The organism is Micromonospora zamorensis (assembly GCF_900090275.1).
Classification (GTDB): Bacteria; Actinomycetota; Actinomycetes; order Mycobacteriales; family Micromonosporaceae; genus Micromonospora; species Micromonospora zamorensis.
The window spans coordinates 3,119,355-3,143,725 of record NZ_LT607755.1 but is presented as its reverse complement, the minus strand read 5'-3'; the positions used below and the strand labels follow the sequence as shown (position 1 = coordinate 3,143,725).

Annotated in this window: 26 protein-coding genes; 7 read left to right on the top strand and 19 right to left on the bottom strand. The window is 72.3% G+C overall.

All coding sequences use genetic code 11. The features are described 5' to 3' along the window. Nucleotides 1-7: 7 nt before the first annotated feature. A complete protein-coding gene (locus GA0070619_RS13770) occupies nt 8-1,336 on the bottom strand; it encodes a Gfo/Idh/MocA family protein (RefSeq protein ID WP_088948426.1) in 1,329 nt (442 codons plus the stop codon). 237 nt (nt 1,337-1,573) lie between these two features. Between GA0070619_RS13770 and GA0070619_RS13765 the strand changes: the two genes are divergently transcribed. The 6 genes from GA0070619_RS13765 to GA0070619_RS13740 are packed head-to-tail and all read left to right on the top strand — an operon-like array spanning nt 1,574 to nt 7,595. Then, nucleotides 1,574-2,704 (top strand): LacI family DNA-binding transcriptional regulator, encoded by a 1,131-nt coding sequence (locus GA0070619_RS13765; RefSeq protein ID WP_088951784.1) that lies wholly within the window; start codon nt 1,574-1,576, stop codon nt 2,702-2,704. Between the two features lie 19 nt (nt 2,705-2,723). After that, nucleotides 2,724-4,073 (top strand): ABC transporter substrate-binding protein, encoded by a 1,350-nt coding sequence (locus tag GA0070619_RS13760; RefSeq protein ID WP_088948425.1) that lies wholly within the window; start codon nt 2,724-2,726, stop codon nt 4,071-4,073. A 31-nt stretch (nt 4,074-4,104) separates the two neighbouring features. After that, nucleotides 4,105-5,088 carry a carbohydrate ABC transporter permease gene (locus tag GA0070619_RS13755; RefSeq protein ID WP_088948424.1) on the top strand — a complete coding sequence of 328 codons (984 nt, stop codon included), beginning with the start codon at nt 4,105-4,107 and terminating at the stop codon, nt 5,086-5,088. Then, nucleotides 5,088-5,987 (top strand): carbohydrate ABC transporter permease, encoded by a 900-nt coding sequence (locus GA0070619_RS13750; RefSeq protein ID WP_088948423.1) that lies wholly within the window; start codon nt 5,088-5,090, stop codon nt 5,985-5,987. The genes GA0070619_RS13755 and GA0070619_RS13750 overlap by 1 nt, the downstream gene beginning before the upstream one ends. After that, nucleotides 5,971-6,621: a hypothetical protein gene (locus tag GA0070619_RS13745; protein ID WP_088948422.1), complete on the top strand. Its 651-nt coding sequence runs from the start codon at nt 5,971-5,973 to the stop codon at nt 6,619-6,621. Before GA0070619_RS13750 ends, GA0070619_RS13745 begins: the two co-directional genes overlap by 17 nt. Then, nucleotides 6,618-7,595, top strand: a complete 978-nt coding sequence (locus GA0070619_RS13740) for a DUF6807 domain-containing protein (protein WP_088948421.1) — start codon at nt 6,618-6,620, stop codon at nt 7,593-7,595. The genes GA0070619_RS13745 and GA0070619_RS13740 overlap by 4 nt, the downstream gene beginning before the upstream one ends. Nucleotides 7,596-7,646: 51 nt before the next feature. On the opposite strand, the gene GA0070619_RS13735 is transcribed toward GA0070619_RS13740, so the two are convergent. The 18 genes from GA0070619_RS13735 to GA0070619_RS13650 all read right to left on the bottom strand — a co-directional run bounded on the left by GA0070619_RS13735 (nt 7,647) and on the right by GA0070619_RS13650 (nt 23,555). Continuing rightward, nucleotides 7,647-8,432: a hypothetical protein gene (locus tag GA0070619_RS13735; protein WP_088948420.1), complete on the bottom strand. Its 786-nt coding sequence runs from the start codon at nt 8,430-8,432 to the stop codon at nt 7,647-7,649. 31 nt (nt 8,433-8,463) lie between these two features. Continuing rightward, entirely contained in the window at nt 8,464-8,925 is a 462-nt protein-coding gene (locus GA0070619_RS13730) for a hypothetical protein (RefSeq protein ID WP_088948419.1), read from the bottom strand. Then, nucleotides 8,922-9,851, bottom strand: a complete 930-nt coding sequence (locus GA0070619_RS13725) for a carbohydrate-binding protein (protein ID WP_088948418.1) — start codon at nt 9,849-9,851, stop codon at nt 8,922-8,924. The genes GA0070619_RS13730 and GA0070619_RS13725 overlap by 4 nt, the downstream gene beginning before the upstream one ends. Next, a complete protein-coding gene (locus GA0070619_RS13720; protein WP_088948417.1) occupies nt 9,848-10,363 on the bottom strand; it encodes a phage tail protein in 516 nt (171 codons plus the stop codon). Before GA0070619_RS13720 ends, GA0070619_RS13725 begins: the two co-directional genes overlap by 4 nt. Continuing rightward, nucleotides 10,344-12,986 (bottom strand): putative baseplate assembly protein, encoded by a 2,643-nt coding sequence (locus tag GA0070619_RS13715; protein WP_088948416.1) that lies wholly within the window; start codon nt 12,984-12,986, stop codon nt 10,344-10,346. Before GA0070619_RS13715 ends, GA0070619_RS13720 begins: the two co-directional genes overlap by 20 nt. Beyond that, entirely contained in the window at nt 12,983-13,417 is a 435-nt protein-coding gene (locus GA0070619_RS13710) for a GPW/gp25 family protein (protein WP_088948415.1), read from the bottom strand. The genes GA0070619_RS13715 and GA0070619_RS13710 overlap by 4 nt, the downstream gene beginning before the upstream one ends. Continuing rightward, on the bottom strand, nt 13,414-13,752 hold the full coding sequence (locus GA0070619_RS13705; protein WP_088948414.1) for a hypothetical protein: 339 nt from the start codon (nt 13,750-13,752) through the stop codon (nt 13,414-13,416). The genes GA0070619_RS13710 and GA0070619_RS13705 overlap by 4 nt, the downstream gene beginning before the upstream one ends. Continuing rightward, a complete protein-coding gene (locus GA0070619_RS13700; RefSeq protein WP_088948413.1) occupies nt 13,752-15,344 on the bottom strand; it encodes a contractile injection system protein, VgrG/Pvc8 family in 1,593 nt (530 codons plus the stop codon). Before GA0070619_RS13700 ends, GA0070619_RS13705 begins: the two co-directional genes overlap by 1 nt. Next, nucleotides 15,341-16,222 carry a CIS tube protein gene (locus GA0070619_RS13695; protein ID WP_088948412.1) on the bottom strand — a complete coding sequence of 294 codons (882 nt, stop codon included), beginning with the start codon at nt 16,220-16,222 and terminating at the stop codon, nt 15,341-15,343. Before GA0070619_RS13695 ends, GA0070619_RS13700 begins: the two co-directional genes overlap by 4 nt. Further along, nucleotides 16,222-17,775, bottom strand: a complete 1,554-nt coding sequence (locus GA0070619_RS13690; RefSeq protein ID WP_088948411.1) for a hypothetical protein — start codon at nt 17,773-17,775, stop codon at nt 16,222-16,224. The genes GA0070619_RS13695 and GA0070619_RS13690 overlap by 1 nt, the downstream gene beginning before the upstream one ends. Next, entirely contained in the window at nt 17,750-18,232 is a 483-nt protein-coding gene (locus GA0070619_RS13685; RefSeq protein WP_030327509.1) for a phage tail protein, read from the bottom strand. Before GA0070619_RS13685 ends, GA0070619_RS13690 begins: the two co-directional genes overlap by 26 nt. A gap of 1 nt (nt 18,233) precedes the next feature. After that, nucleotides 18,234-19,493 (bottom strand): phage tail sheath family protein, encoded by a 1,260-nt coding sequence (locus GA0070619_RS13680; protein ID WP_088948410.1) that lies wholly within the window; start codon nt 19,491-19,493, stop codon nt 18,234-18,236. Between the two features lie 23 nt (nt 19,494-19,516). Beyond that, a complete protein-coding gene (locus GA0070619_RS13675; protein WP_088948409.1) occupies nt 19,517-20,215 on the bottom strand; it encodes a hypothetical protein in 699 nt (232 codons plus the stop codon). Further along, on the bottom strand, nt 20,212-20,820 hold the full coding sequence (locus GA0070619_RS13670) for a glycine zipper family protein (RefSeq protein ID WP_088948408.1): 609 nt from the start codon (nt 20,818-20,820) through the stop codon (nt 20,212-20,214). The genes GA0070619_RS13675 and GA0070619_RS13670 overlap by 4 nt, the downstream gene beginning before the upstream one ends. A gap of 10 nt (nt 20,821-20,830) precedes the next feature. Next, complete coding sequence (locus GA0070619_RS13665; protein ID WP_088948407.1) at nt 20,831-21,175, bottom strand: hypothetical protein; 345 nt, start codon at nt 21,173-21,175, stop codon at nt 20,831-20,833. Between the two features lie 93 nt (nt 21,176-21,268). Next, nucleotides 21,269-22,057, bottom strand: coding sequence for an LppM family (lipo)protein (locus GA0070619_RS13660; RefSeq protein WP_088948406.1), 789 nt, complete (start codon nt 22,055-22,057; stop codon nt 21,269-21,271). Nucleotides 22,058-22,221: 164 nt separating this feature from the next. Continuing rightward, on the bottom strand, nt 22,222-22,956 hold the full coding sequence (locus GA0070619_RS13655) for a hypothetical protein (protein ID WP_157743993.1): 735 nt from the start codon (nt 22,954-22,956) through the stop codon (nt 22,222-22,224). Beyond that, a complete protein-coding gene (locus tag GA0070619_RS13650) occupies nt 22,938-23,555 on the bottom strand; it encodes a hypothetical protein (protein WP_157743992.1) in 618 nt (205 codons plus the stop codon). The genes GA0070619_RS13655 and GA0070619_RS13650 overlap by 19 nt, the downstream gene beginning before the upstream one ends. A gap of 50 nt (nt 23,556-23,605) precedes the next feature. Here GA0070619_RS13650 and GA0070619_RS13645 point away from each other — a divergent pair, with 50 nt between their 5' ends. Beyond that, a complete protein-coding gene (locus GA0070619_RS13645; RefSeq protein ID WP_088948403.1) occupies nt 23,606-24,073 on the top strand; it encodes an NUDIX hydrolase in 468 nt (155 codons plus the stop codon). Nucleotides 24,074-24,371 lie beyond the last annotated feature (298 nt).

Genomic DNA, 24,371 nt, shown 5'->3' with positions numbered 1-24,371 from the left:
CTCCAGGTCAGCGGGGGGTGAGCAGGTCGGCGACCCGGACCGGTTGACCGGTCTCGAAGGACCGGTTGGCCGCCAGGCCGGTGAGCAGGGCCAACGCGCCGTCGTGGGCGGTCGCGGCGCGGTCCAGGGGGTCGGGTTGACCCCCGAAGAGCACAGCGGTCATCCGGGCGTCCGCGCCACCGTGGCCGTGCCGGCTGCGACCCTCGACGGGAATCTGTCGGGGCGGTTGCCAGAACGGGCGCAGGGTGAGGGTCTCACCACCGCCCTCGGCCGGCGCCTCGGTGCCGTGCAGGGCGGCGCCCTTGACGGCACCGGCGGTGCCCCGGTCGACGAAGTCGTTCTCGGTGACCTCCAGCTCCAGCCGGCCCCGACTGCCGTTGACCATCACCCGGTAACCCTCCCAGGGCGCGTAGGCGGTGAGGTGGTAGGTCATCGTGGCGCCGGTGGAGTAGCGGGCGAGCACCGCCATGTCGTCCTCGATGCTGACGCCGGGGGCGAACACGTTGCGGTCGCGCTGGTAGCCGTCCTCGGCCTCGGCGTCGAGGTACAGCTCACGCAGCCGGGGGTGGGCGTCGAGTCGCAGCGCGAACGGGTCGTCGACGGCGGCGGGGGAGCCGTGTGCCCGGTCGTAGTCGCGGGCGTAGCCGTGCCGGCGGCCGTCCTCGCCGTAGAAGAAGAGTCGGCCGGCCGCGTACACCTCGACGGGGGTGGCGGCCAGCCACCAGTTGACCAGGTCGAAGTGGTGGCTGGCCTTGTGCACCATCAGCCCGCCGGAGGTGGCCTTGTCGCGGTGCCAGCGGCGGAAGTAGTCGGCGCCGTGGCGTACGTCGAGCAGCCACTCGAAGTGCACCGAGCCGATCTCACCGACCGCGCCCTCGGCGAGCAGCCGGCGGACCTGTTCGTGCAGCGGGTTGTAGCGGTAGTTGAACGCGACAGTCACCCGACCGCCGGTCTCGGTGACCGCGTCCAGGATGCGCCGGCAGCGCGGCGCGTCCACGGTCATCGGCTTCTCGGTGACGACCTCCCGCCCGGCGCGCAGCGCGGTCACCACGTACTCGTCGTGGGTGACGTCCACGCTGGTGACCAGGACGACGTCGACGCGCTCCTTGTCCAGCATGGCCGCGAAGTCACCGGCCGGGTACGTGGGCACCGGGCGGTGGCCCAGCTCGGCCAGCCAGCGGTTGTGCGCGTCCATCCGGGCCTGGTTGACGTCGGCGAACGCGACCAGCTCGGTGGTGTCGGCGTGGTCGAGCACCAGGGCGCGGACGAACATCTCCGCCCGGGCGCCGGTGCCCACGACGGCGTACCGGGCCCGGCCGTCGACTCTCGGTGACATGCGGTCGCCTCCCCGGTGATCCTGCAAACGTTTGCAGTGAAGTAATCACGATCGATCCGACTGCGTCAACGAGGGTGACGCAATCGGCGGCAAATATCCGTGTTTGCGGGGCAGCAAGTCACCAAGGGGAGTGTGGGTGCAACAAAGCCGTAACCATCCACCGTTGACACTGGCGCAACCGTTTGCATTAATGGCCACACCCACGTGACCACCACCACATCGGACGAAGGGGCCGCCGTGCCAGTCACCATCCGGGACGTCGCTCGGGCGTCCGGTGTGCACATCTCCACCGTGTCCCGCACCTTCTCCGCTCCGCACCTGGTCAACCCGGAGACCCGGGTCCGGGTGCTGGCCTGCGCGGAGGATCTGGGCTACCGGCCCAACCGGGCCGCCCGGGCGCTGATCACCGGGCGTACGCACAACATCGGGCTGATCATCGCGGACATCGCGAACCCGTTCTTCCCGCCACTGATCAAGGCGGCGGAGAGTCAGGCCCGGCACCGCGACTACCACGTCTTCGTGGCCGACACCAACGAGGATCCGACCGTCGAGGAGGAGCTGGTCCACGCGCTGGCCAAGCAGGTGGACGGGGTGCTGCTGTGCAGTCCTCGGATGAGCAACAGCCTGATCGAACAGCTCAGCCGTGAGGTGCCGCTGGTGGTCGTCAACCGACAGGTGACCGGCCTGCCCTGCGTGCTGATGGACGTCGGGCAGGGTGCCCGGGCGGCGATCGAGCACCTGATCGGCCTGGGGCACCGCAGCATCGCGTTGCTCGGTGGCCCGCGCAGCTCGTGGACCAACCGGGAGATGCGCCGCGCCGCTGGCACGGCCGCCCGGGCGGGTGGTGCGGAGCTGACAGTGCTCGGCCCGAACGCGCCCACCGAGACCGGCGGCTCCGCCATCGCCGAGCAGGTGCGGCGCAGCGGTGTGTCGGCCGTGCTCGCCTACAACGACCTGATGGCGATCGGCCTCATCGAGGGGCTGGACGCGCTCGGGGTGCGGGTGCCGCAGGAGGTGAGCGTCGTCGGGGTCGACGACATCGCCCTGAGCCGGCTCACCCGCCCCAAACTGACGACGGTGGCCACACCCACCGGGGCCGCCGGCCGGACGGCCGTCGACATGCTGCTGCAACAGGACACCGAATCACCGCGCGGCGCGCGAGGGCTCGGTGCCGGCACGCCGCTCGGCGTCCGTCGTACCACCGCACAGGTAATGCTCCAGACCGACCTGGTCATCCGCGACTCGACCGGCCCGGGCCCGTACGCCCGACCGGCACGTCCCCTGGCCGCGCCGCCTGGCCCGGACCCGCATTGCCCTGCGGGCCCGGGCATCCCGACCGCGGCCACCGGTGACGCCGTCGCCTCCTAATGCCGAGGAGTGAGCGCACATGCACCCCGCAACGCCCCCCACCACTAACGCGCCTGCCGGGCGCAATCACCGTACCGCGCTGCCTCGGCGGCGCCTGCTGCGCGGCCTGCTCGCCGTGACGGTCGCCGCGCCGCTGATGTTCGGAGCCGCCGCCTGCGGAGACGACGACGGCGGCGCGGCCGACCCGAACGCCCCGGTCAAGCTCTCCATCTTCTGGTGGGGCGGCGACGCCCGGGCCAAGTTGACCGAGGACGCCCTCGCGCTCTACACCAGGAAGCACCCGAACGTGACGTTCGAGAAGACCTGGCAGGCCAACCAGGGCTACTTCGACAAGCTGGCCACCCTCACCGCCGGCGGCAACCCGCCGGACCTGTTCCAGATCGACGACAACTACCTGGCCGAGTACGCGTCCCGCAACACCACGCTCGACCTGACCTCGTACCAGAAGTCCGGAAAGCTGGACACCTCCAAGTTCCCCGAGAGCCTCTGGCAGTACGGCGTCGTCGACGGCAAGCTCGCCGGTCTGGCCGCCGGGGAGAACACCCAGGGCCTGGTCTACAACAAGACGCTGCTGACCAGGAACAACCTGCCCGAGCCCACCACCGGAATGTCGTGGGAGGAGCACATCGCCTGGGCCGAGCAGGTCACCGCCAAGACCAAGGTGCCCGGCACGCAGGATCCGAGCGCCGACTACAAGGCGTTCTGGGTCTGGCTCCGGCAGCAGGGCAAGGACCTCTACAAGGGCTCCGAGCTGGGCTTCACCGCCGAGGACGTGACCAGGTGGTTCGACCTGTGGAAGGGCGCCCGGGACCGCAAGGCCACGCCGAGCGCCGACGTCATCCACGAGGGCAACTCCAGCGATGTCACCAAGCAGTTGGTGGTCACCGGCAAGTCGGCCACCTCCTGGGTGTGGGCCAACCAGATGCCGGACCTGAAGAAGAACACCAAGGACGAGCTGGGCGTGATCGCCTACCCCGGTGACCCCAGCGCGCAGTGGGCCCGGGCCTCGATGTACTGGTCGGTGTTCAAGGGCAGCAAGAACAAGGACGTCGCGGTCGACGTGATCAACTTCCTGAACAACGACCAGGAGGCGGTCAAGCTGCTCGGCACCGACCGCGGCCTGCCGTCCAACCTGGACCTGCGCCGGGTGGTCAGCGACGACACCACCGACCCGGCGATGAAGCAGTCGATCGCCGTGGAGGCGGAGCTGACCCAGAAGTTCGGCAAGTCGCCGCAGGTGCCGATCAAGGGGCACAGCAAGGTCAAGTCCGAGCTGATCAAGGCCGCCGAGAACGCGCAGTACGGCCGGGCCACCCCCGCCGAGGCCGCCGCCCAGTTCATCGAGGCGTGCAAGTCCGCCATCGCCTGACCGCCCCACCAGGCTAGGAGAGGAGCTGTTCGTGGCGTTGACCACGGCGCCCGACCCGACCCGACGCGGCCCCGGATCCGTTCGGGCCCACACCGCAAGGCGTGGGCCCGGGCGCTTCCGGCACAGCGAAGGTCTGGCGGGGTACGTCTTCCTGTCGCCGTGGCTCATCGGCTTGATGGGTGTCACGGCGGTCCCCATGCTGCTGTCGCTGTACCTGAGCTTCACCAACTACGACATCCTCACCCCCTTCTCCGAGGTCCAGTGGGTGGGGCTGGCCAACTACGAACGGATGTTCACCGCCGACCCGTCGTACTGGCACGCGGTGCGGGTGACACTGACCTTCGCGCTGATCGCCGTGCCGCTGAAGCTGGCCGCGGCGCTCGGTGTGGCGCTGCTGCTCAACCGCGCCTGGCGCGGCGTGGGCCTGTTCCGCGGGCTGTTCTACCTGCCGTCGCTGCTCGGCGGCAGCGTCGCGTTGGCCATCGTCTGGGTCAACATGTTCAACCGCGACGGCGCGTTCAACTCACTGCTGAGCCTCTTCGGCATCCAGGGCAAGCCGTGGGTCAACGACCCGGACTGGGCCCTCGAGACGTTGATCGTGCTGGCCATCTGGCAGTTCGGCGCACCGATGGTGATCTTCCTGGCCGGGCTCAAGCAGGTGCCCACTGAGCTGTACGAGGCCGCCTCCGTCGACGGCGCCGGCCGGTTCCGCCAGTTCCGCAACGTCACCCTGCCGATGCTCTCCCCGGTGATCTTCTTCAACCTGGTGCTGGAGACCATCAACGGCTTCCAGGGCTTCACCGCGGCGTTCGTGCTCAGCAACGGCACCGGAGGCCCGGTCGACTCCACCCTGATGTACACGCTGAACCTCTACATCACCGGCTTCACCGAGCTCGACATGGGCTACGCCTCCGCGATGGCCTGGGTGTTCCTGCTCGCCATCGCGGTGATCACCGCGATCTTCTTCAGCACCGGACGGTTCTGGGTGCACTACTCCGACGGCGAGGACCGGTGATGGTGACGGTGACCCCGACGAGCGCGGCGCCGACCACAGCGCCGCCGAACGCGCGCCGACGGCCCGGCGGCCGGCCGGTGCTGCGGCTGCTCATCCTGGTGGCGATCGTCGCCGTGGTGCTCTACCCGCTGTTCTGGATGATCGGGACCTCGGTGAAGTCCCAGGAGGAGATCGTCAACAACCTCGGGCTGCTGCCCGAGCGGTTCACCCCGGGCAACTACACCGCCGGGTGGTCCAACTTCGACGTCAGCTTCGGCCGGTTCTTCCTCAACAGCGCGATGGTCAGCCTGCTCACCGTGGTCGGCAACGGGCTCTCCTGCCTGCTGGCCGCGTACGCCTTCGCGCGGCTGCGGTTCCGGCTGCGCGGCATGTGGTTCGCCGTGATGATCGGCACGCTGCTGCTGCCGCAGCACGTCCTGATCGTGCCGCAGTACATCCTGTTCCGGACGTTGGGGCTGGTCGGCGGCGACTGGCCCTACCTGCCACTGCTCATCCCGCAGTTCCTGGCCACCGAGGCGTTCTTCGTCTTCCTGATGGTGCAGTTCATGCGCGGCGTTCCGCGCGAGCTGGACGAGGCGGCCCGGATCGACGGCGCCGGCCCGTACGGCATCTTCCGGCACATCATCCTGCCGCTGAGCCGCCCGGCGCTGGTCACCACGGCGATCTTCTCGTTCATCTGGACCTGGAACGACTTCTTCCGGCAGTTGGTCTTCCTGTCCCAACTGGAGGACTACACGGTGCCGGTCGCGTTGACGCTGTTCATCGACTCGACCAGCCAGAGCGCGGTGGGGCCGATGTTCGCCATGTCGGTGCTGTCGCTGCTGCCGGTCTTCCTGTTCTTCGTCGCGTTCCAGCGAATGCTCGTCGAGGGGATCAACACCAGTGGCATCAAGGGCTGAACCCGAGGAGGCCGGCGAGCGGCGGGACTGGCGCGACGTCGCCCGCGACGCCGCCGACCTGGCGCTGCTCGGCATCCTGCTGGTGCTGGCGGCGGTTCCACTGGTCACCGCCGCGGCGGCGGTCGGCACGGCCAGCGCGGCGGTGCACGACTGGACGCGTACCGGCAGTTGGCCGTCGGCGCGGACGACAGTGCGTCGGTTCGGGCGCTCGGTGCTGCCCGGCGCGCCGGTCAGTCTGCTCGCGCTCACCGTGGCCGGGCTCCTCGCCGCCGACCTGGCGGCACTGGCCACCGGCCGGGTGCCGGGCGGGCCGGTGGCGCTGCTGGTGACGGCACTGGTCGCGGCCGGCCTGGCCGGGTACGCCGGGTTGGTCGTGGTCGAGGTGGGCGGCAACGGGGGCGGGCGGTGGCGGGCGGCGGCCCGGTCCGCCGCCCGCGCCTGCCTCGACGCGCCCACCCGCTGGGCCGCGCTCACCGGCGTCACCGCGTTGGCCGGGTTGCTCGCGGTGCTGGTCACCCCGGTCGCGGTGCCGATCCTCGCCGGTTACACAGTGGCCGCCCTGCACGCCGTCGCCGGCCGTCAGCGGTTCGCGACGGGCGCCGCACCGGTTCCCGCCCACCCGGAGCTGCCATGACCGCCGATCGTCCGGCCCGGGCCGCCGGGCCCGCCGACGCCACCACGACCGACGAGCAGATCGGGCTGCTGGTCGGTGGGACGGAGGTGGCCCGGTACGTGCTCGACCCGGCGTTGGACGCGCGGCACGGACCCCGGCCGTACCTGCACCCGGTACGCACCCTGGCCGGCACGGTGGTCACCGACGCGCAGCCCGCCGACCACGTGTGGCACCTCGGGGCCTCCCTGGCCGTGCAGGACGTCAACGGCACCAACCTCTGGGGTGGGCGCACCTACGTGCGCGACGTCGGCTACACCTGGCGCGACGACCACGGGCGGATCGCGCACGTCCGCTGGTCGGAGCGGGCCGCCGACCGTCTGGCCCACCGGCTGGAGTGGCGCGACCCGCACGGCGCGGTGCTGCTCACCGAACACCGCCAGCTCACCGCGGTAGCGCTGACCGGTGCCGTCGCGCTGACCAGCGAGGGGCCGAGCGGCGGTGACCCGAGCGGTGACGGACCGAGCACCGGTGACCCGAGCGGCGGTGTGTCGGCTTGGCGGCTGGAGGTGGACTACACGCTGAGTGCCCCGGCGCGGCAGGACGTGCGACTGGGTAGCCCGGCCACCAACGGCCGCCCCGGCGGCGCCGGATACGGCGGGTTCTTCTGGCGGGCGGTCTCGGCCGCCCCGGCGTCGGTGTTCAGCGCCACGGCGACGGGGGAGGAGGCGGTCAACGGCTCCGCCCAGCCCTGGGTCGCGCTGTGCGGCACCGGGCCGGACGGTGGGGCGTACACCCTGGTCTTCACCGGTCTCGGCGACGGCGACCGGTGGTTCACGCGGACCGCCATGTATCCGGGTGTGGGGGTGGCGTTCGCGTTCGACGAGCCGGTCACCGTCGCGGCCGGCACCGACCGTCGCGGCCGGCACGCGGTGGTGGTCGCCGACGGCACCCTCAACCGCGCCCAGGCCGCGGCCCTCGCCAACACCGCGCGTTGACCATGAAGTTGTTGCCACTCCGCCCGGCGTGTCAGGGCAACAACTTCATGATCAACGGGGCGAGGGGCGGGTGGTGGCACTGGCGCGGGCTGGCAGGGCGGCGGTGACCCGGATGGCCTTGACGATCGCCGGGATCGAGCCGATCAGCAGCACCAGCCCCCAGATGATCGCGATGATCGCGAAGACCAGTGCCGCCACGTCGTCGACGATGCTGACCAGGATCACCGGCACCAGGTTGTGCAGGAACTCCAGCACGACAGTGCACAGCAGTGTGGTGAGGATCAGCAGGACGAGACCCTTGTTCTGCAGGAATCGCGGCTGGGCTGCCACCAGCAGCCCGGCCCAGACGAGCTTGAGCAGCAGCACCAGCCCGAGCAGCACCGCCGCCTCGCCGACCGGGAAGAACCCCCACAGGGCCAGGTACGCCAATGTGCCGAACGGGGCGGCCAGGAACAGCGACACCATGATCGTCAGCTCGACGAACGCGACGACCAGCGCGACCAGCCCGACGATGATCAGGATGATCGAGAAGATCAGGCCGGCGACGCCCTGCACCCGGCCCTGGACGCGTTCGGGCAGCAGCAGGGCCAGGCAGAACAGCCCGGTGCTCCAGACCGCCACCGCGTCGATCAACGCGAGATAGCCGGTGCCCCGACCGGACGGTTCGCTGACCCCGGACACGTCGTCGAGTTCGACGTCCAACGCTCCGGCGCTGTCCGCGAGGGCCGCGCCGGCGTCGGCGCCGCCGAGCAGCAGCCCGGCGCCCAGCTCCACGCCGATCGCCAGGACGATGGCGAGCATGGCCAGCAGCAGGAACGGCTTGCGCAGGTCACCCACGGCGGCCTCCTCTCGAATCGGAACGAGCCGGTCAGGATGCGGCCACGAAGACCGTGCAGGAACCCAGGCCGGGACAGCGCACACCGACCTCGGTGGCCTGGTCCACGGCGACCTTCGCCACCGCGCCGGTGCCGTCCGGTGCCGGCTCCACCTCGTCGCGGATGGTCAGGTCGGCGTCGCCCGGAGCGGGCGCGACGACCGTGAACCGTGCCGCGCTACGCAGCACCAGGGTGCGTAACCCGCCGGGGTCGGCGACCCGCAGCACGCAACCGCCGGAGAAGACCAGCCGGCCGACCTCGGCAAGGCAGTCGGCGCTGACCGTGGCCGGGTCCACCGAGGCACGCTCGGCGCCCAGCGCACCCAACCGGTCGACCAACCCGTGCCGGGCGCCCGGGTCACCCCGGTCGCCACCGCCCGCGCCGACCGCGACCACGAACAACGCCACCAGCAGGACGGCGAACAGCCCCAGCAGCGCCTTCTGCCGACCGCTCATCGCGTCACGGCCTGCGCCACGACCTCGGTGAACCGGATGGTGTCGACCCCGGCGAAGTAGAAGTTCGTGCCCTGTGTCTTGCCAATCACCAGCAGCGTGACCTGGTGCGGCCCTCTGGCCAGCCGGATCGTTCCGACGTCCAGGAACTCCGTCTTCTGCACCTTCGGCGTGAAGCCGAGGAAAGTGTCGCCGACCTGGCTGCCGTCGATGGTGAAGACGGTGTTCGCGTAATCCGGGGCCGTGGTCCGTACCGTCGCGAACCGCCAGGTGCCGTCGGCCGGGATCTGCACCGTCACGGTGACCTGATCGCCGATGGCCAGCCCCGTGAAGAACAGTTGCTTGTCCCCGGACCAGGTCACCCCGCAGCAGTTGGGCTGCGCACCCACTGCCGCCTTGCTGTTCTGCGGCGACTTGAGCACCGCGGCGTCCACCAGGCTCTCCGCCTCGACGGTGACCACCCGCGGCTCGCCGGGGGCCGGCTCGCCGTCACGGGTCAGCAGGACGACCCCCACTGTCACCACCACCAGCACCAACGCCACCGCCGCGGCGATCCACAACCACGGGGTACGCCGTGGCGGCGCGACCGCCCGCACCTCGTAGGTGACCCGACCGCTGGAGCGGGAACTCTCCTCCGGCGCGGTGTTCGCCGAGTACGCGAAGCCGGTCATGTCGTAACGCCGGGGTGGGGTGCCGGCGGGCACCGCGAGCTTGACCAGGAACGACACCGAACCCTGCCCGGGGACCACCCGCTGCGGCTCGGCGACGGTGAACCACGCCCGCTGGGAGCCGTCGCCGGGGGCCACGTCGAACACCACTGTGTCCGGTGCGGTGCCCGGGTTGGAGACGGTGAATGTCAGCTCGCCGCTGTTGCGCGGGTCGAGGGTGAACTGCTCGGCGGCGGCGACGACCGCCCACTCGGTGGTCATGACGACTCCTCTTCGAGAACGATCTCGACGGTGGTCGAGGCGGGCTTCTCCGCCTCGACGATGCGGGTGATCACGGTGAGCTGGCCGGCTGCGGCCGCCGGCACCCGCACCACGACGTGGAAGGGCTGTTCGTCGGGCTCGTCGATCGCGAAGCCCGGCAACCCGGTGGCCAGTTCGAGGGCTCTGCGCATCCCGTACGGGGTGCCGCGCCACCGGGCCAGCAGAGCGGCGTTGGCCACCAGGTCACGCAGCCGACCCACGGGCAGCGGCAGGGGGGTGTCCGGCCGGGGCGAGGCCACCACGTGGTCCATCGCCACCCACCGCGTCAGACGCACGACCAGTCCGTCCGGCGCCCGGTACGGGTCGAACAGGGCGTCCACCTCGGCGAGGATCGCCTCGTCCGGGGCGTGCAGCGCCTCCATCACGTCCAGCAGCGTCCAGAGCACGCTGCCGGGCACACAGGCCCGCTGGTAGGCGGCGGGCAGCAGCCGTTCAATCGCCGAGCGTCGCATCCTGGCGCACCACCTCGATGTCGTGCTCGCCGGAGCAGAGCAGCCAGGTATCCGGGACGGTCACCACGTCGGCGGTGGCCTGGTTGGCGCTGGGCGTCCAGTCGACGGCCCCGGCGCTGCGATAGACGCCGCGTTCGCCGCCGGCCAGGATCAGCCGTTCCGCCGCACCGGGCTCGCCGGCCGCGCCGCCGGCCGTCGGGCCGCTCACGGCGATGGCGTCGACGGGTACGAAGCGGGTCCGGTCGCGCAGCGGCAGCCCGCAGTTGACCGACACCGACTGCCACTGCGGCTGCGCGGCCAGGGTGTCCAACCGCAGCACCCCGCCGCTCTGCGTGGCCGCCACCGCCAGTGGCCCGGCGAACGCCAGGTCCCGGCAGGTGCCGCCGATCCAGCCGGCCTGCATGCTCTGCCACTTCACATCGGACTCGAACAGCCGGGTGCGGTGGCAGCCCTGGCCGGGCTTCTTCGGGTCCGGCTCGCCGGCGCCGCTCCACAGCAGGGTCGCCGGGCCGTCGTACTGCACGGCGAGTACTCGGTTGTCCACGTTGGACAGGCCGACGTGGGTGAAGCTGCCGGGTCGGCCACCCGCTGTCGACAGGTAGACCCCGAAACTGGCCTGCGCCGCCACCGCCACACCCGGCGCGCCGCGCTCCGAGACGAACGCGCGCACCGCGTAGAACCCCCGGTCGGCGTCCGACGGGTCGACCAGGATCTGCAACGGCACCGCGCCGGGCAGCAACGACACCTCGTACAGGCCGGTGTCGGTGGCCACCAGCAGCGCGCCCGCGCCGTCGCGGTCCAGCCAGGCCACGTCGGAGATCCGCGAGTCCAGGTCGGTGAGCAGCGACCAGGTCTCACCCAGATCGGTGCTCAGGTGCACCCGGGATCCACCGGACGCGCGCAGCGTCACCACGGCCACCGAGCCGGGGCGCGCGACGATGCCCGGCCGCACCGGCGCGGGCGCGGGCGCCACCCGCAGCACCGTCTCGCCGTCGAAGCGGCCGGCCGGCTCCCACCCCGCGCCGCCGTTGCTGGAACGGAACAGCACCGGGCCGCGACCGGCGTACCAGGTGCGGGGCTGGTACTGGTCGACGGCGAGGGCGCGGACCTCCGCGTCGGGCGCCTCGTCGACCACGAACCGCACAGACTCGACGTAGCGCACGCCCGGCTCGGCGTGCTCCAGCAGCCGGTAGACGTTGGACGCCCGCAGCGGCTCCCCGAACGGCCAGCCGGTCGGGTTGAGCGCGGTCGGCAGCGGGCTCAACGTCTGGTGCAGCCGGTCGTGGATCCGGCTGCGGACCGCGTCCACGTCCTCCTCGCGCCGGACCACCACCCGGGCCCGTACCGACACGGCCTTGAAGCGCGCCCAGGTCGCCCGGGACCGGATCCCGACCATCCGGCGTTCCTCCAGGTCCGCCTCGACCCGACGCCGTGCCTCGGGCACCTCGTGCTCGCGCAGCACCGCCACCGGCAGCCGGCCACCGGGGCGGGCCGTCGGCGGCACGTACGGGACCAGCACCACCTCGACCTCGCCGGGCCGGGCGAAGCTGTACACCGCCGCGCGGGTGAACGCCCGGGCCCTTGCCACCGCGCCGGAGCTGGTGGCGAGCACCTCGAAATCGCGGGCGGTGACGGCCCGCTGCTGCGCGAAGAACTCGTACGGGCCGCGCAGCAGCACCGATTCCAGCGCCTCCATCTCCCGGCCGCCGGCTGCCGGCGTGGGGTTGTCGACGCGTACCCCGGGTAGCGGATCGCGCAGGCTGGTCAGGGTGCCCGACGCCACGTTGCCGGTGGGCCCACCGCCGGCGCGGTACCAGAGTCGGATCTGTCGCCCGGCCGGCGGCACGGCCGCCACTGTCACCGCCGTCGCCCCGCTCGCCGGGAGCTGGCCGGGCGCGGCGGGGGGTCGCAGGTCGAGGGCCGGGGCGAAGGTGACGGTCCCCGAGCAGCGATCCACCAGGTACGCCTTGGACTGCGGCCCGAGCCCGGCGAAGCTGTCCACCGGTCGCCAGATCTCGAACGTGCGGCCGTCGTGTTCGCGGGCCGCCGCGCCCAGCTCCACAGTGCCGGACGGCACCTCCACACCGAGCATCAGGTCCAGCGCCTCGGCGGTGTGGGCCAGCGGAGCGTGGGCGGCCCGCAGCACCTGACCCGGCTGGCCGGTGCCCACGCCGAGCAGCTCCGCCTCGACCGGTTCGCAGTGGTGCATCCGGACCGTCACCGACTCCTCGTCGGCGGGCAGCAGCGCCGGTTCGGTGGTGACGAACACGACCGGCCGGGGGTCGGCGCCCCGGGCCGCCGCGACCCGCAGACCGGCCGGGACCCGCACCGCGCCGCGGTCGGTGCCGCTGCGGGTGAACCGGACGTCCGCCCAGGCCGCGGTGGGCGCGTGCCGGGAGACCCCGAGCAGGTTCAGAAACGAGACGTACGCCTTCTCCGGCAACTGGTTCAACCGGTAGATCATCACCTCGGTGAGGTGCGCGAACGCCTCCACCAGCGCCATGCCGGGGTCGTGCGCCGACAGGTCGGTCCACTCCGGGCAGGACTGCCGAATCCGTTCCCGGGCCTCGGTGACCAGGTCGAGGAAGCCGCGATCGTCCAGGTGCGGCACGGGCAGCGTCATGAGGGTCCTCCCTGCGCGGGTTCGTCGACCGGAAGCAGATCCACGGAGAACACCAGCTGCCCGGGGGTCAGGCTGGCCCGCACCCGGTAGTCCAGTCGGATCACCAGCCGCCACGCGTCGTCCGGATCCGGCCCGGCGTCCACGTCGATCACCTCGACCCGCGGCTCCCAGCGGGCGATGGCCTGCCGGACGTAGTGGATGGCCAGGCCGGCCGTGGTGTCGTCGTTGGGCGCGAAGACCAACCGGTGCAGCCGGGAGCCGTACCCGGGTCGCATCAGCCGTTCGCCGGGTGTCGTCGACAGGAGCAGGAACAACGCCTGCCGTACGCTCTCGTCGCCCTCGGTCATCGCCAGGCCGCCGGCCGCGGTGAGCGCCAACCCGCCGCTCCGGCCGGCGTCGAAGCCGGCGCCGACGAAGCGGAAGGCCCTCATCGGTCCGCCCCCAGGAACCGCTGGCGCGGGTCCCGCACCGTGTGGTGGACCAGCCCCGGCGGCGTGCCGTCGGTGAACCCCTCCAGGTGTGACAGCACCACCCGGTCCCCGTCGACCCGCAGCCAGTCGCTGTAGCCGACGCGGACGTTCAGCGTCTTGCCGCACGGCTTGATCGTCGGGCCGTAGTTGGGGCAGGCCTTGATGTCGCGGCCCTCCGGGTCGTCGTCCACGAGCACGGGTACGGCGGTCACTGTCACCCACTGCTGCGAGGGCCGGTTGTCGACCCGGCCGTCGTGGTCGCAGGTGATCACGGAGTCACTGTGGATCCAGCGCATCAGCTGCCTCCTTCGTGGTGGGCGCGGGCGAGGGAACGGGCCTGCCTCGCCGCGGTCGTCGGGTCCTCGGTCGACTCGGCGTGCAGGAAGTCCACGCTGCGGGCGCGCACCACCATGGCCCGGCCGGGTGCGGAGATCACCAGGTCGGACGCGGCGTGCAGCGTGGCCAGGTCGGGAGTCAGTTCCAGATAGCTGCCGCCCTCGGTGGCCAGCCGCAGGCTGCGCTGCACGTCGTCGACGACGATCGACTGCCCGCCGGCGGTGCGTAGCGTCCAGCGCCGCGCCCGGCCGTCGTCGATGCCCGCGTCGTACGGCTCGACGGCGCCGAACAGCGAACCCAGCACGATGCCCGAGGCCGGCTCGCCTCCGGGCAGCACCACCAGCACGGTGTCGTCCGGGTCGGGAAGCGCCACCAGGCCCTTTCCCCGGCCCGCGCCGGGGCAGAGCACGGCGAGCCAGCCGGCGTCCAGGTCCCCGTACGCCGGCAGGGTCAGGCGGACCCGGCCCAGCCCGTCCGGGTCACCGACGTCGGTGACGGTGCCCAGAGTGACCACAGTCCCGCCGGCCGGGGTCGGTGGGGCGACCGGCGGCACTGTGGAGAACCGGGTCAGGTGCCCGTTGCCGTCCACCGTGTGCACCACCTCGGTCAGCACGTACGCCCCGGCGACCGGATCGGGCACACCGGTCAGGGCGATCCGCCGACCCGGCCGCAGCGTTGGATCGCCCTCGGCCACCCCCTCGGCCGTGACCAGCGCCGCCGCCCGGGTGTCCAGTCGCGCCTGGGCCAGCGCCGCCAACTCGTCGTCGCTGCGGCCGGGCTGGTCGACGGCGGTGCGCACCCCGTCGGCACCCACGTCGGCCGGGTCCAGGCGGTCGCCGGCGGGTCGACCGCAGCGCGCGTCGTCGGCCTGCTGGCTGATCACCTCGGCCCGCTGCGGGTGCCAGCCCAGGGCCACGCTCGCACCGCTGGCCTGGTCGGCGTTGGTGGACAGGCGCAGGGTGTGCACGCCCGCGCCGAGGGTCAACGCGACCGGCTCCCCGTAACCGGCGAGGGTGACCAGCCGCACCCCGTCACCATCGGCGGCCAGGTGCAGCCCGGCCCGACCGGTCACCTCGCGCAGCAGGTCCAGATCGCTGTGCCGGTGCTGCAACAGCCGCTCCAGCCGTGGGCCGTCGACCTCGGCCGTCACCTCCAGCCCCACGCCGCCGCACAGCTCCCGGGCCAGCTCGACGGCGGTCACCGAGGTGAAGACCCGCAACCCCTGCCGCTTGCGCAACCGGTGCAGCGGGTCGTACGCCCGTAGCCGCAGCACCGCCGCGCCGTCGGCGGCGTACTCGACCTCCACGGCGGTCACCTCTCCACCGAACAGGGCGTCGGCGTGATCGGTCAGCCGTACGTCGAGGGTCGCCCCGGGGCGGACCGCCGGGTCGAACGCGCCGGTCCCGGCGCTGGTGGCGAGCACCAGCTCGGCCTGGGTGGGCTGGTCGAGTCGTGCGGCCACCCGCAGCGAGCGGATCCGCTGACGGGCCGCGCCGGCCAGCTCGACGCCGTCGAGCACGACGATCAACGCCCGGGGCGCGACGCTCGTCACGGCGTACCCCCCGGGTTGGTGCTGGTGGCGGTGGGGCCCGTCGGGCCCCAGGCGGCGGGCGCGGTGGCGATCGAGGCGCCGACGAACGACGCGCCGGCGCCCACCGCGCCGGCCAGTGCCCGCGCGGCGCCGGCCACCGCACCCACCACCGATCCGCCGCTCGGCGCGCCGGGTGGTGGCACGGCGAGCGTGGTGCCGGCCGGCACCGACAGCGGGTCGGTGATCCGGTTGTGTTCGGCCAGCAGGCGCCAGCGCAGCGGCGAGCCGAGCGCGTCGTTGGCCAGCAGGTCGAAGCGCACGCCGGAACGGCCCGGCTCGGCGGCACCGTCGCCGGCGGCGATCACCGCGCCGCCCGGTGCGGCGGTCGGGGTGCTCGCGGCGGCCAGCTCCTCGGCGAAGCCGGCCTCCGCCTGATCGGCCGTCTCGGCGGCCCGGACCAGCTTCAGCCGCAGCCAGGAGCGTCGGGGTGACCCGGTGCCGGTGAACGCGTCGAACCGCTCCGCCACCGCGATGATCACACCGGGCACGTTCCACGTCTTGCCCCAGACCAGGCGGACCAGCGGTGGTCGCAGCCACCCGTGCTCGGCTGCGGAGTTTTCCGCCAGCATCCACAGGGGACGCGTCAGCACCCGCACGTCGGCGGGACGGACCTGCGCCTGGACGAAGTCGACGTCGAAGAGCAGGTCGAGCACCAGCTCGGTGCGGCCCCCGCCGGTGAAGACCAGCGGGTCGTCGGCCAGCCCGGACCCGGTGAGCTGCCCGCCGGCGACACCCCGATGGCGTACGCCGGCGAGCCGGGTCACCTGCACGGTCTCCGGGTTGAGCAGGCAGTCCACCCGCTCCCCGGAGGAGTCGATGAGGAAGGCGACGCGTTCCATCAGTCGCCCGCCTGTTCCCGGTCCAGTCGACCGAGCTGGGCGGCGTCCAGGCCGTCACCCGGCACCGTCCACAACGTTCCGTCGTCGGGCAGCGCCGGCCACGGGTCGGTGGCCCGCGCCGTCGGCCCGAACGCACTGCTCACCGGCCACCCTCCGCCACCCGGATCGCGCGTCGACCCGCCGCTCCCGGCCCCGACGTCGCCGTCACGCCACCCGCCCGGGTGCCCGGCGCGCTGGTCGCGGTGCTGTCCCGGGCGCGGGCCGGCGTGCTGTTCGGACCACCTCCGTTCGCCGGGTAGCGCCGGCCACGGACCGTTGTCGGCGGCCTCGACCGCCGCGAGCCCGCCCCACCCCGTGCTGTCGGCGGTGGAGTTGGGGCTGGAGGGATCGAGACCGTCCAGGAACTCCTCAGGGGCGAGGGGACGGTCGCTCGCTCGGGGCAGCCCGTCTCCGCCTACGGCCGGGGTGTCGCCCCGTGGCGCTGGTCCGAACGGTCTGGCCGACCCGGTCGACGGGCCTCGTCGAAACGGCGAGCCGAGGCGCCAACCGTCCCACACCCGGCCCGGCACGCGCCGATCCGAGGGCGCGAAGGCCGTGCCCCAGCCGGGTCCTCCGGGAGGCACCGCGGCGTCGGAAGCACCGCCGCCGACCGCACCGCCGCGGCGGATCGCGCTGCCGCTCGCCAGGCCGTCAGGCGTGCCGTCCGACCGCCGGATCCCGCCCGCTGACCGGGATCCGCCCGACCTGCCGGCTCCGTCCACCGTGCGCGGCCCGCCGACGCCGGATGCTGTGCCGCCGATCCCGGTCGCCGTTCCGCCGACGCCGGATGCCGCGCCACCGACGCCGATTGCCCTGCCGTCGACGCCGGTCGCCGTGCCGTCGGTGCCGTGCTGGCCTGCGATGTTGTGTCGGCCAGCCGTTCCGAGGTCACCGACCGTTGCGTCGATGCCTGCGCGTCCGGTGCCGTCCACGGGTTCGACGCCGTCCGCCGTGGCGGCGCCGCCCGGTGCGCCGAAGGTGCCCGGCCTTCCGGATGACCACAGCCCACGAAAACCCCGGCCACCGGGCCGGGTGACCGAGTCGGTCCGGCTGGTGCCGGCGGTGTCGCCGAACCCGCCACGGGTGCCGCCGGCGCGGAATCCGTCAGTGCCGGCGGAGTGCCCGGTGTCCTCCCCGGCCGGCGTGCCGCGTCGGTCCGCCGGGGACCAGCGGATCGGCCCGTCCGCCCCCCGGATCGGTCCGTCCGGCGAGGCCACGGAAGCTGTCGCCAGGCCGTCCTGCTGGTCGTCGTGGCCCCGGATCTGCCCGGCGTCGGTCGGGGACGCGTCGAGGTCCAGGTCGCGCAGCAGACCGGGGGCGTGAGCGGCGACCAGGTCCAGCCAGTGCCGTGGGGGTTCCCCGAAGCGGCGTGGCGCGGCCGTCGGCGCGTCCGGGGGCGGCCGTTGCGGAAGGTGGCCGGTGGGGTCGACCCGGCCGGCGAGGCGCTGCACCGCCCCGGCGGCCGAGCGCAGCCTGCCGGCCAGCCAGCTACGCGGGTGTCGGCGCGGTGGCACCGCCGGTCTCCAGCTCCAGTCCCTCGTAGCGCAGGGTCAACGAGGCGATGGCGATCTCGTGGCTGAGGGTGTTGAGGTGCGCGCCACGCCACCGGGTGGGCCAGGCGTCGATCAGGTTCCAGCGCAGCACCTCGGCGGTGCCGACCGAGTCGAGCAGCACCACCGAGACGTTGCGCCGGTTGAGGGTGCCCTGCGCTGTGGCGTTCACCCAGTCCCACAGCTCGCGGGAGGCGGTGAGGCCGAAGTGCAGCGTCACCGGCTCGTACTCGGCCTGGCCGGGCACCATCCGCATCCGACCGAGGCCGTGCTCCCGGTACGGCTGCCCGGGAATGTTCACCTCCAGCCCGGTCATCTCGGTGAAGTGGCCGTTGGTGACGCCGTTGATGAGCAACCGGAAGTTGTACGCCCGGTACGGGTCGACCGGGGCGCCGGGCTGCGGGGTGGCGGTGGTGGGCATGTCAGCCTCCGATCGTCTCGGTCTCGGTGCCGCCGGCCCACTGGCTCAGCTTGAACACCACGAACTCGGCGGGCTTGACGACGGCGATGCCGATGTGGGCGATCACCATGCCGGCGTCGCGGACGTCCGGCGGGTTGGTCTCCTCGTCGCACTTGACGAAGAACGCCTCCTCGGGGCTGCGTCCGAGCAGCGCGCCGTCGCGCCACACCCGGGTGAGGAACGCCCCGATGTCACGCCGGATCGAGCGCCAGAGGGTGAAGTCGTTGGGCTCGAACACCATCCACCGGGTGCCGTTGGCGATGGCCTGTTCGATGGCGATGCTGAGTCGCCGTACGTTGAGGTAGCGCCACTCGCTGGCCTCGGCGGCGAGCGTACGGGCACCCCAGACCCGGATGCCCTCACCGGCGAAGTAGCGGATCACGTTGACGCCCTTGGGGTTGAGCACGTCGTGTTCCGGTCGGGTGACCAGGTAGCCCAGGTCGACGGCGCCGCGTACGGGTTCGTTGGCTGGTGCCTTGTGCACCCCGCGCAGGGCGTCGGTGCGGGCCCAGATGCCCGCCAGGTGCCCGCTCGGCGGGGTGAGTTCCAACTCGCCGCTGATCGGGTCGCGGACCCGCAGCCAGGGGTAGTAGAAGGCCCCGAACTCGGACTGCCGGGGCCGGTAGGCCGCCCCCTCGTGCCCACCGGAGCCGCCCGGCTGGGTCGAGCCGCCGCCGGGACCGCCCGAGCCGCCGCCCGTACCCTCGGCGGGCTTGGGGGGTTTGCCCGACGACGGCGTGGCGACCCTTGTCAACGCGGAGATGTCGTCGATGTCCGGTGCCGGGTCGCAGATCGCGACCATGGTGCGGGTGCGCTCGGCCATGCTGAGCAGCGCCTCGTGCGACACCACGTCATGGAAGCCGGGCGCCGCGATGATGGAGATCTCGTCGACGGCCTCCAGCAGTTGCAGACCGCCACGGCGTTGCCCGCTGCCGGTGATCGCGCCGCCCTCGCCCACGTTGACCACCCAGCAGCGGGCGCCCCCGTTGTCCAGGAAGCCGAAGACCGCTCGGGCCAGCGGGGTGCTCTCCACCCGCTCACCGCCAGCGAAGAGCCGCAGGAACTCGGTCCAGTTGTTGACCGGCACCGCTTTGCCCAGGTGGGCGGAGCGGTCCGGTGCGATGCCGACGAACGCGGCGATGCTGGTGCTCGCCGGGCCGATCGGTCGGGCACCGCTCGGGACCTCCTCGACATAGATGCCGGGGGAGAAGTAGCTGGGCATCGGTCCTCCTGTGCGGGTGGGTGTCAGTGGGTCGGTGGCGCGCAGACGATGACGATGTCGGCCTCGGCGGGGTCGACGTCGGCGGTGAGGACGAGGCCCCGCCCGGTCAGCCGGAGCCGGACCGGAGCCGGGTGCTCGGGGTCGTGCGGGACGCCGACGATCAGGAACCGGCCGTCGGGGTCGGTACGGGTGGCGGACCCGGTGCCGGGTAGCTCGACCCGCATCGCCGCCAGCGGTTGGTCCTCGGGACCGACCACCCGGCCGGCGAGGGCGCGCACCCCCAGTTGCCGCAGACGCAGCGGCTGCAGCACCGGCGGCGCGGCCGGGGCCGGGTGGTCCACCTGCGCGGGTGCGTCGATCAGCAGCGCCGGGCGCGGTGCCGAGCCGAACGCCGTCCACAGCGGTGGGTCACCGGCCTCCAGGACGACCGGATAGCTGCCGTCACTGGTCGCGGCGGTGAGCACCCGGTCCAGCCGGGACAACCCGGCCGGCCCGGTCACGCAGAGCAGGAAACGGACCGTGAACCGGTATGGCTCACGGACCGCGCCGCTGGAGCGGGTCTGCCGGGCCGGGCGCAGCTCCAGTGGCCAGAGGGTGAGCCCGTCCCCGTCGTCGCATGCGCGGGGCGGGCCGACCGGGACCGGTTCCCCCGCCGCGCTGGTCACCCAGGCGACCAGCTCGGCGGTGGCCGTCTCGATCGGTCCGCGCCCGTCAGTGGTCATCGCGGCGGCGTCCCCTGGATCCGGTACGCGATGGCCTCGTTCCACACGTGCGGGTAGACGCCGATCTCGAAGTACCGGGTGAAGCGGTTGATCGGGGCGTTGGTGTGGTCGTGGTAGAGCAGCCACACCGGGGCGATGGTGAACAGCACGTAGTTCGCCAGGACGAGGGGGATGTAGAGCGGCCCGAGCAGGCGACCCTGGAAGATGTGCACGTCCTCGTGCCGCTGGATGCCGGAGCTGGAGCCGGCGCAGACGGTGCCGATGGTGGTGGCGTAGCGGGGCGAGACCCCCTCCACCACGCTGACCCGTCCGCTGCCCTGTGAGGTGGGACGGTCCAGCGAGTGCCCGAAGATCAGGTGTGCGGCCAGGTAGATGGCGCCGACGACCGTGTTGAGCAGACTCCACGTGTGGTCGACGACGAAGAGGAAGATGCCGCGCGCGTCCGGCGCGTACACCCCGGCGGACGCCACCGCCCAGCCGAAGACCGCGCCGACCAGCAGGCCCACGACGGCGCCCACCATCAGCCCGATCGTGCCACCGGCGAGGAAACCGAACAGGGCGCCAAGACTGACCTGGACCGCCGCGCTGATGATTCCGAAGACCATGACGTCACCCTCAAACCCAGGAACGGAAGACTCGGGGCTCACGACCCTGTGCGACCTGGGTCGGCGACGGCTGCGTCGCCTGCCGGTTGCCGGGCGGGAACTGGTTGACGCCGAGCGCGGCGGAGAAGATGACCAGGGCGTTGAAGAACGCGATGACCCACTTCTCGCCGCCGGCGTCGTCAGCGAATGCCGCTGTCACGTAGGAGAGCAGCAGTGCGATGGCGATGGCGATCCACTTGCGGAACTTGTCGCCGCTCGGGCCGAGCAGCCCGCCGATGACGTTGGTGGCCAGCAGGGTGGCGGCGCTCGCGCCGGCGATGGTCCCCAGAGCTGCCCAGGTGAAGAGATCGTTCACGGCGATCCCCCTTTTCTGCGATGGTGCGACCGGGATGTGGTGGTGGTGAGGTTCGGTGCTCCTGGTGGCCGGCTGAGCCGGCCACCAGGTGGATCAGCCGGGCCCCGGGGCGCCGACGGGCGGGCCCGGCGACGTCGGACCGGGCGGCGTCGGACCGGGCGCTGCCGGCATCGCGGCCTGACGGCGGCGCACCAGGAGTACGCCCACCGCGGCGAGCAGCAGCAATAGGAGCGCACCGCCGCCGACCAGCAGCCACGGGAACCCGCCGTCGTCCCCGGCGGCGGCCGGCGAGGCGGACGATCGGGGTGGCGCCTCGGCGACGGCCCGCAGCTCGCTCGGCTTGTCCTGGTTGGAGTCGACCCGCCAGCTGACCGACCGGCCGTTCACCGTGCCATTGCTGTCGATCACCCGGCCGGGAAATGTCACCGAGATCTCGAACGACATGAGCTTGAGGAAGGCCTGCTGCTGTTGCGGATTCTGCTGCGCGACCATTCCGCCGTATTTTTTCGGGTCGAGCGGCAATGTGAAGCGATACAGGTCGCCGTCCCGGACCAGTTTCACGCTCTCCGTGTCGAACCCCGCCAGCGGTGCCTTGCGATAACTGATCTGGGAGCCGAAGAGTTTGCTGTCCTCGTACCCGGTCTCCTCTCCGGCGGGCAGGGCCGGAATGTTCTGCCGCAGCTCCGCGAAGGCGGCCGTGATGTTCTTGTTCCGGGCGCTCAGCACGGACTTCTCGGCCGTCAGCAGCAGTTGCCCGTCGACCGTGTCGTTGGCGTTGACGGTGAGGCCCATGTTGAGCTGCATACAACTGCTCAGCGCGGCGAGAAGGACGAGACACACCGCGACGCGGAGTGCCTTACCGCGGTTGACTCTCCTGTTCATGAGCTCAGTGTGTGTGATCGCTTTCACAGTCAGCAGTCAGCGATCGGTCACAAGGCAGTCGCCGATTGTACCGGCGCGCTGTCGCATTTGTTTGAGCCCGACGACAGCCCGAATGACTATTCTGGAGCTTTGGGCCCTACTGCGCTTTCGCAGGCCCCGGCATGCTACATCTGGCCGCGGAGACCGTTCATGACCTTCTCCGCCGTGGGTCGGTCGTCGGGCCAGTTCTCCACGCGGGCCGCCACGTAGACGGTCTGTGCCGGAGAGCCCGGTCCCAGTGACCCGGGCGGCGCCGCCCAGACATGTTCCATCATCAGGTGCAGGGTCCGGCGGCCCATCCAGTCCGGAGGTGACAGGAGGTCGGCAAGCCAGGTGTTGTCGTCGACGGCCCAGGCGGACGGGTCCACGAACGGCGGCCGTAACCGGGCCCTGGCCTCGGCGTCGCACGGCGGCGGGCACGGTGCCAGCAACACGCGCAGCGAGGTCGTCTGGCCGGTCGTGTCGGCGGCCCCCTCGGAGCACTCCCACTCGGCTGTCGACGCGGCGCCGGTGCCGGGCAGACTGAACACGAGGCACCGCCATTCGGTGCCCCTGGGCACCAGAGCTGCCACCGGCAGCCCCGGTTCGCTGAGGGGCGCCGCCTCGTCCGCGACGAACCGCGCGCCACCGACGGTTCCTCCGGAGGAGGACGACATCGCGCGTGGCGTCGACAGTGGATAGTGCGGCGGCGTCGGCAGGGGAGGCATCGACACAGGGGCGGCAAACCGGTCCACGATGGCTGTCTGTGCGCGCTCGACCGGCCGGGCGACGACCCGTCCCAGCGCGTAGCCGCCAACGGAGAGGGCCACGGCGACGATCACCAGCACGGTGTTCGACTCGCTCAGCATTCTGCGCGGCATCGCGCGGCCACCTCCTGCGCCAGATTCCGCACGGCCTCGAACATGGCGTCCCGGGCCGCGTACGCCGTGTCCAGTTCGGCGGCGATCGTCACCGTGCCGATCCGAGCGGTGACCTGGGCGGTCTGCCGTCCGTCGTCGGCATAGGTGAGGCCGTGCTCGTAGGACTCATCGCCGATCCGAACGGGCGTCGGACGTGGCCGGCAGCGGGTGCAACGCCAATCGCCCACGTCGGCACGGGCCCGTCGCACCGCGGACTCGCCGTCCTTCCGCGTGTGCCGGTGGTAGCCGAACCAGAGCACCACCTCGTCGCGGTGGGCGCCCACACCCGCCCAGCCGGTGTACACGCACAGGACGTATCCCCGGCCGCCACGCTCGACCGCCGGCCGCGACGCGTCGGGCACCAGTCGAGCGACCGTCTCGGGACGAACGAGGCCGCAGACGTCGACGGCCGGAGGGCGGCTCGGCACGTCGGCGGTCAGCGTCTGCCAGCCGAAGAGGCCCATGCCGACGCTGCCGCCGACGATGAGCGCGTTTCGCAGCCGGTAACCGATCCGCCACCGCATACCGTCCGAGCGTAGGGCGTCGGCACGCACTGCCATCGCGTGAGCGTCTACCCGACAGCGCCACCTGGCCGGCATAGGCTGGGGGAATGGTCGTTATCGCGTGCGTGCTCCTGGTGGACCCCGACGGGCGACTGCTGCTGCAACTGCGCGACAGCAACGCGCCGCACCACCCGGACGTCTGGGGCCTGCCCGGCGGCCACGGCGAGCCGGGGGAGACGCCGGAGCAGGCCGCCGAGCGGGAGCTGTGGGAGGAGACCGGCCTGCGCGCGGACGGGCCGCTGCGCCCGATCGCCGTGCAACCGTTTCCCGAGCTGGGTCGGGTGAAGCACTACTTCCTCGGCCGCACCCGGGCACAGCAGGAGGACGTGGTGCTCGGTGAGGGCGCGGCGATGGTCTTCGTTTCCGGCGACGAGGTGCTCGACGGCCGCCCCTGGACACCGGGTGCCGTCGAGGTGCTGACCCAGTTCCTCTCCTCACCCGAGTACGCCGCGATGACGACCGGCCGGACGGCCACGGGGCCGGTTCAACCCGCCGGAGGGCTCCAGTCCGCATAGCGGGCCATGCCGCGCAGGGCGGCCCGGCCCGGGGTGAGCCGCGTTGCGGCGTCCCGCATCGCGACGACGAGCCGGTTGCACGGTCCACCGACCCCGATCGGCAGGGCGACCAGTTCGTCTGAAGGCGCCGTGGGTTGGTTGTCGTGCTGTGGATCGGCGGCGTGGGGCGGTGGGCTGGCGCTCTGGAGCTGAATCGTTTACGACATCAGGCGCCCGCGATGCGTTCACGACATCAGCTCCAGAGCGAGCGCGGGCGGCGCGGTGCCGCGAACTGGTGGCGACCGGTGGCGGGTGGCGG

Bases quoted from the DNA above. Each gene is read 5' to 3' on its own strand.
- GA0070619_RS13770 (WP_088948426.1), bottom strand. From the start codon at position 1,336: ATGTCACCGAGAGTCGACGGCCGGGCCCGGTACGCCGTCGTGGGCACC.
- GA0070619_RS13760 (WP_088948425.1), top strand. From the start codon at position 2,724: ATGCACCCCGCAACGCCCCCCACCACTAACGCGCCTGCCGGGCGCAAT.
- GA0070619_RS13750 (WP_088948423.1), top strand. From the start codon at position 5,088: ATGGTGACGGTGACCCCGACGAGCGCGGCGCCGACCACAGCGCCGCCG.
- GA0070619_RS13740 (WP_088948421.1), top strand. From the start codon at position 6,618: ATGACCGCCGATCGTCCGGCCCGGGCCGCCGGGCCCGCCGACGCCACC.
- GA0070619_RS13730 (WP_088948419.1), bottom strand. From the start codon at position 8,925: ATGAGCGGTCGGCAGAAGGCGCTGCTGGGGCTGTTCGCCGTCCTGCTG.
- GA0070619_RS13725 (WP_088948418.1), bottom strand. From the start codon at position 9,851: ATGACCACCGAGTGGGCGGTCGTCGCCGCCGCCGAGCAGTTCACCCTC.
- GA0070619_RS13720 (WP_088948417.1), bottom strand. From the start codon at position 10,363: ATGCGACGCTCGGCGATTGAACGGCTGCTGCCCGCCGCCTACCAGCGG.
- GA0070619_RS13715 (WP_088948416.1), bottom strand. From the start codon at position 12,986: ATGACGCTGCCCGTGCCGCACCTGGACGATCGCGGCTTCCTCGACCTG.
- GA0070619_RS13710 (WP_088948415.1), bottom strand. From the start codon at position 13,417: ATGAGGGCCTTCCGCTTCGTCGGCGCCGGCTTCGACGCCGGCCGGAGC.
- GA0070619_RS13705 (WP_088948414.1), bottom strand. From the start codon at position 13,752: ATGCGCTGGATCCACAGTGACTCCGTGATCACCTGCGACCACGACGGC.
- GA0070619_RS13695 (WP_088948412.1), bottom strand. From the start codon at position 16,222: ATGGAACGCGTCGCCTTCCTCATCGACTCCTCCGGGGAGCGGGTGGAC.
- GA0070619_RS13685 (WP_030327509.1), bottom strand. From the start codon at position 18,232: ATGCCCACCACCGCCACCCCGCAGCCCGGCGCCCCGGTCGACCCGTAC.
- GA0070619_RS13680 (WP_088948410.1), bottom strand. From the start codon at position 19,493: ATGCCCAGCTACTTCTCCCCCGGCATCTATGTCGAGGAGGTCCCGAGC.
- GA0070619_RS13675 (WP_088948409.1), bottom strand. From the start codon at position 20,215: ATGACCACTGACGGGCGCGGACCGATCGAGACGGCCACCGCCGAGCTG.
- GA0070619_RS13670 (WP_088948408.1), bottom strand. From the start codon at position 20,820: ATGGTCTTCGGAATCATCAGCGCGGCGGTCCAGGTCAGTCTTGGCGCC.
- GA0070619_RS13660 (WP_088948406.1), bottom strand. From the start codon at position 22,057: ATGAACAGGAGAGTCAACCGCGGTAAGGCACTCCGCGTCGCGGTGTGT.
- GA0070619_RS13655 (WP_157743993.1), bottom strand. From the start codon at position 22,956: ATGCCGCGCAGAATGCTGAGCGAGTCGAACACCGTGCTGGTGATCGTC.
- GA0070619_RS13650 (WP_157743992.1), bottom strand. From the start codon at position 23,555: ATGGCAGTGCGTGCCGACGCCCTACGCTCGGACGGTATGCGGTGGCGG.
- GA0070619_RS13645 (WP_088948403.1), top strand. From the start codon at position 23,606: ATGGTCGTTATCGCGTGCGTGCTCCTGGTGGACCCCGACGGGCGACTG.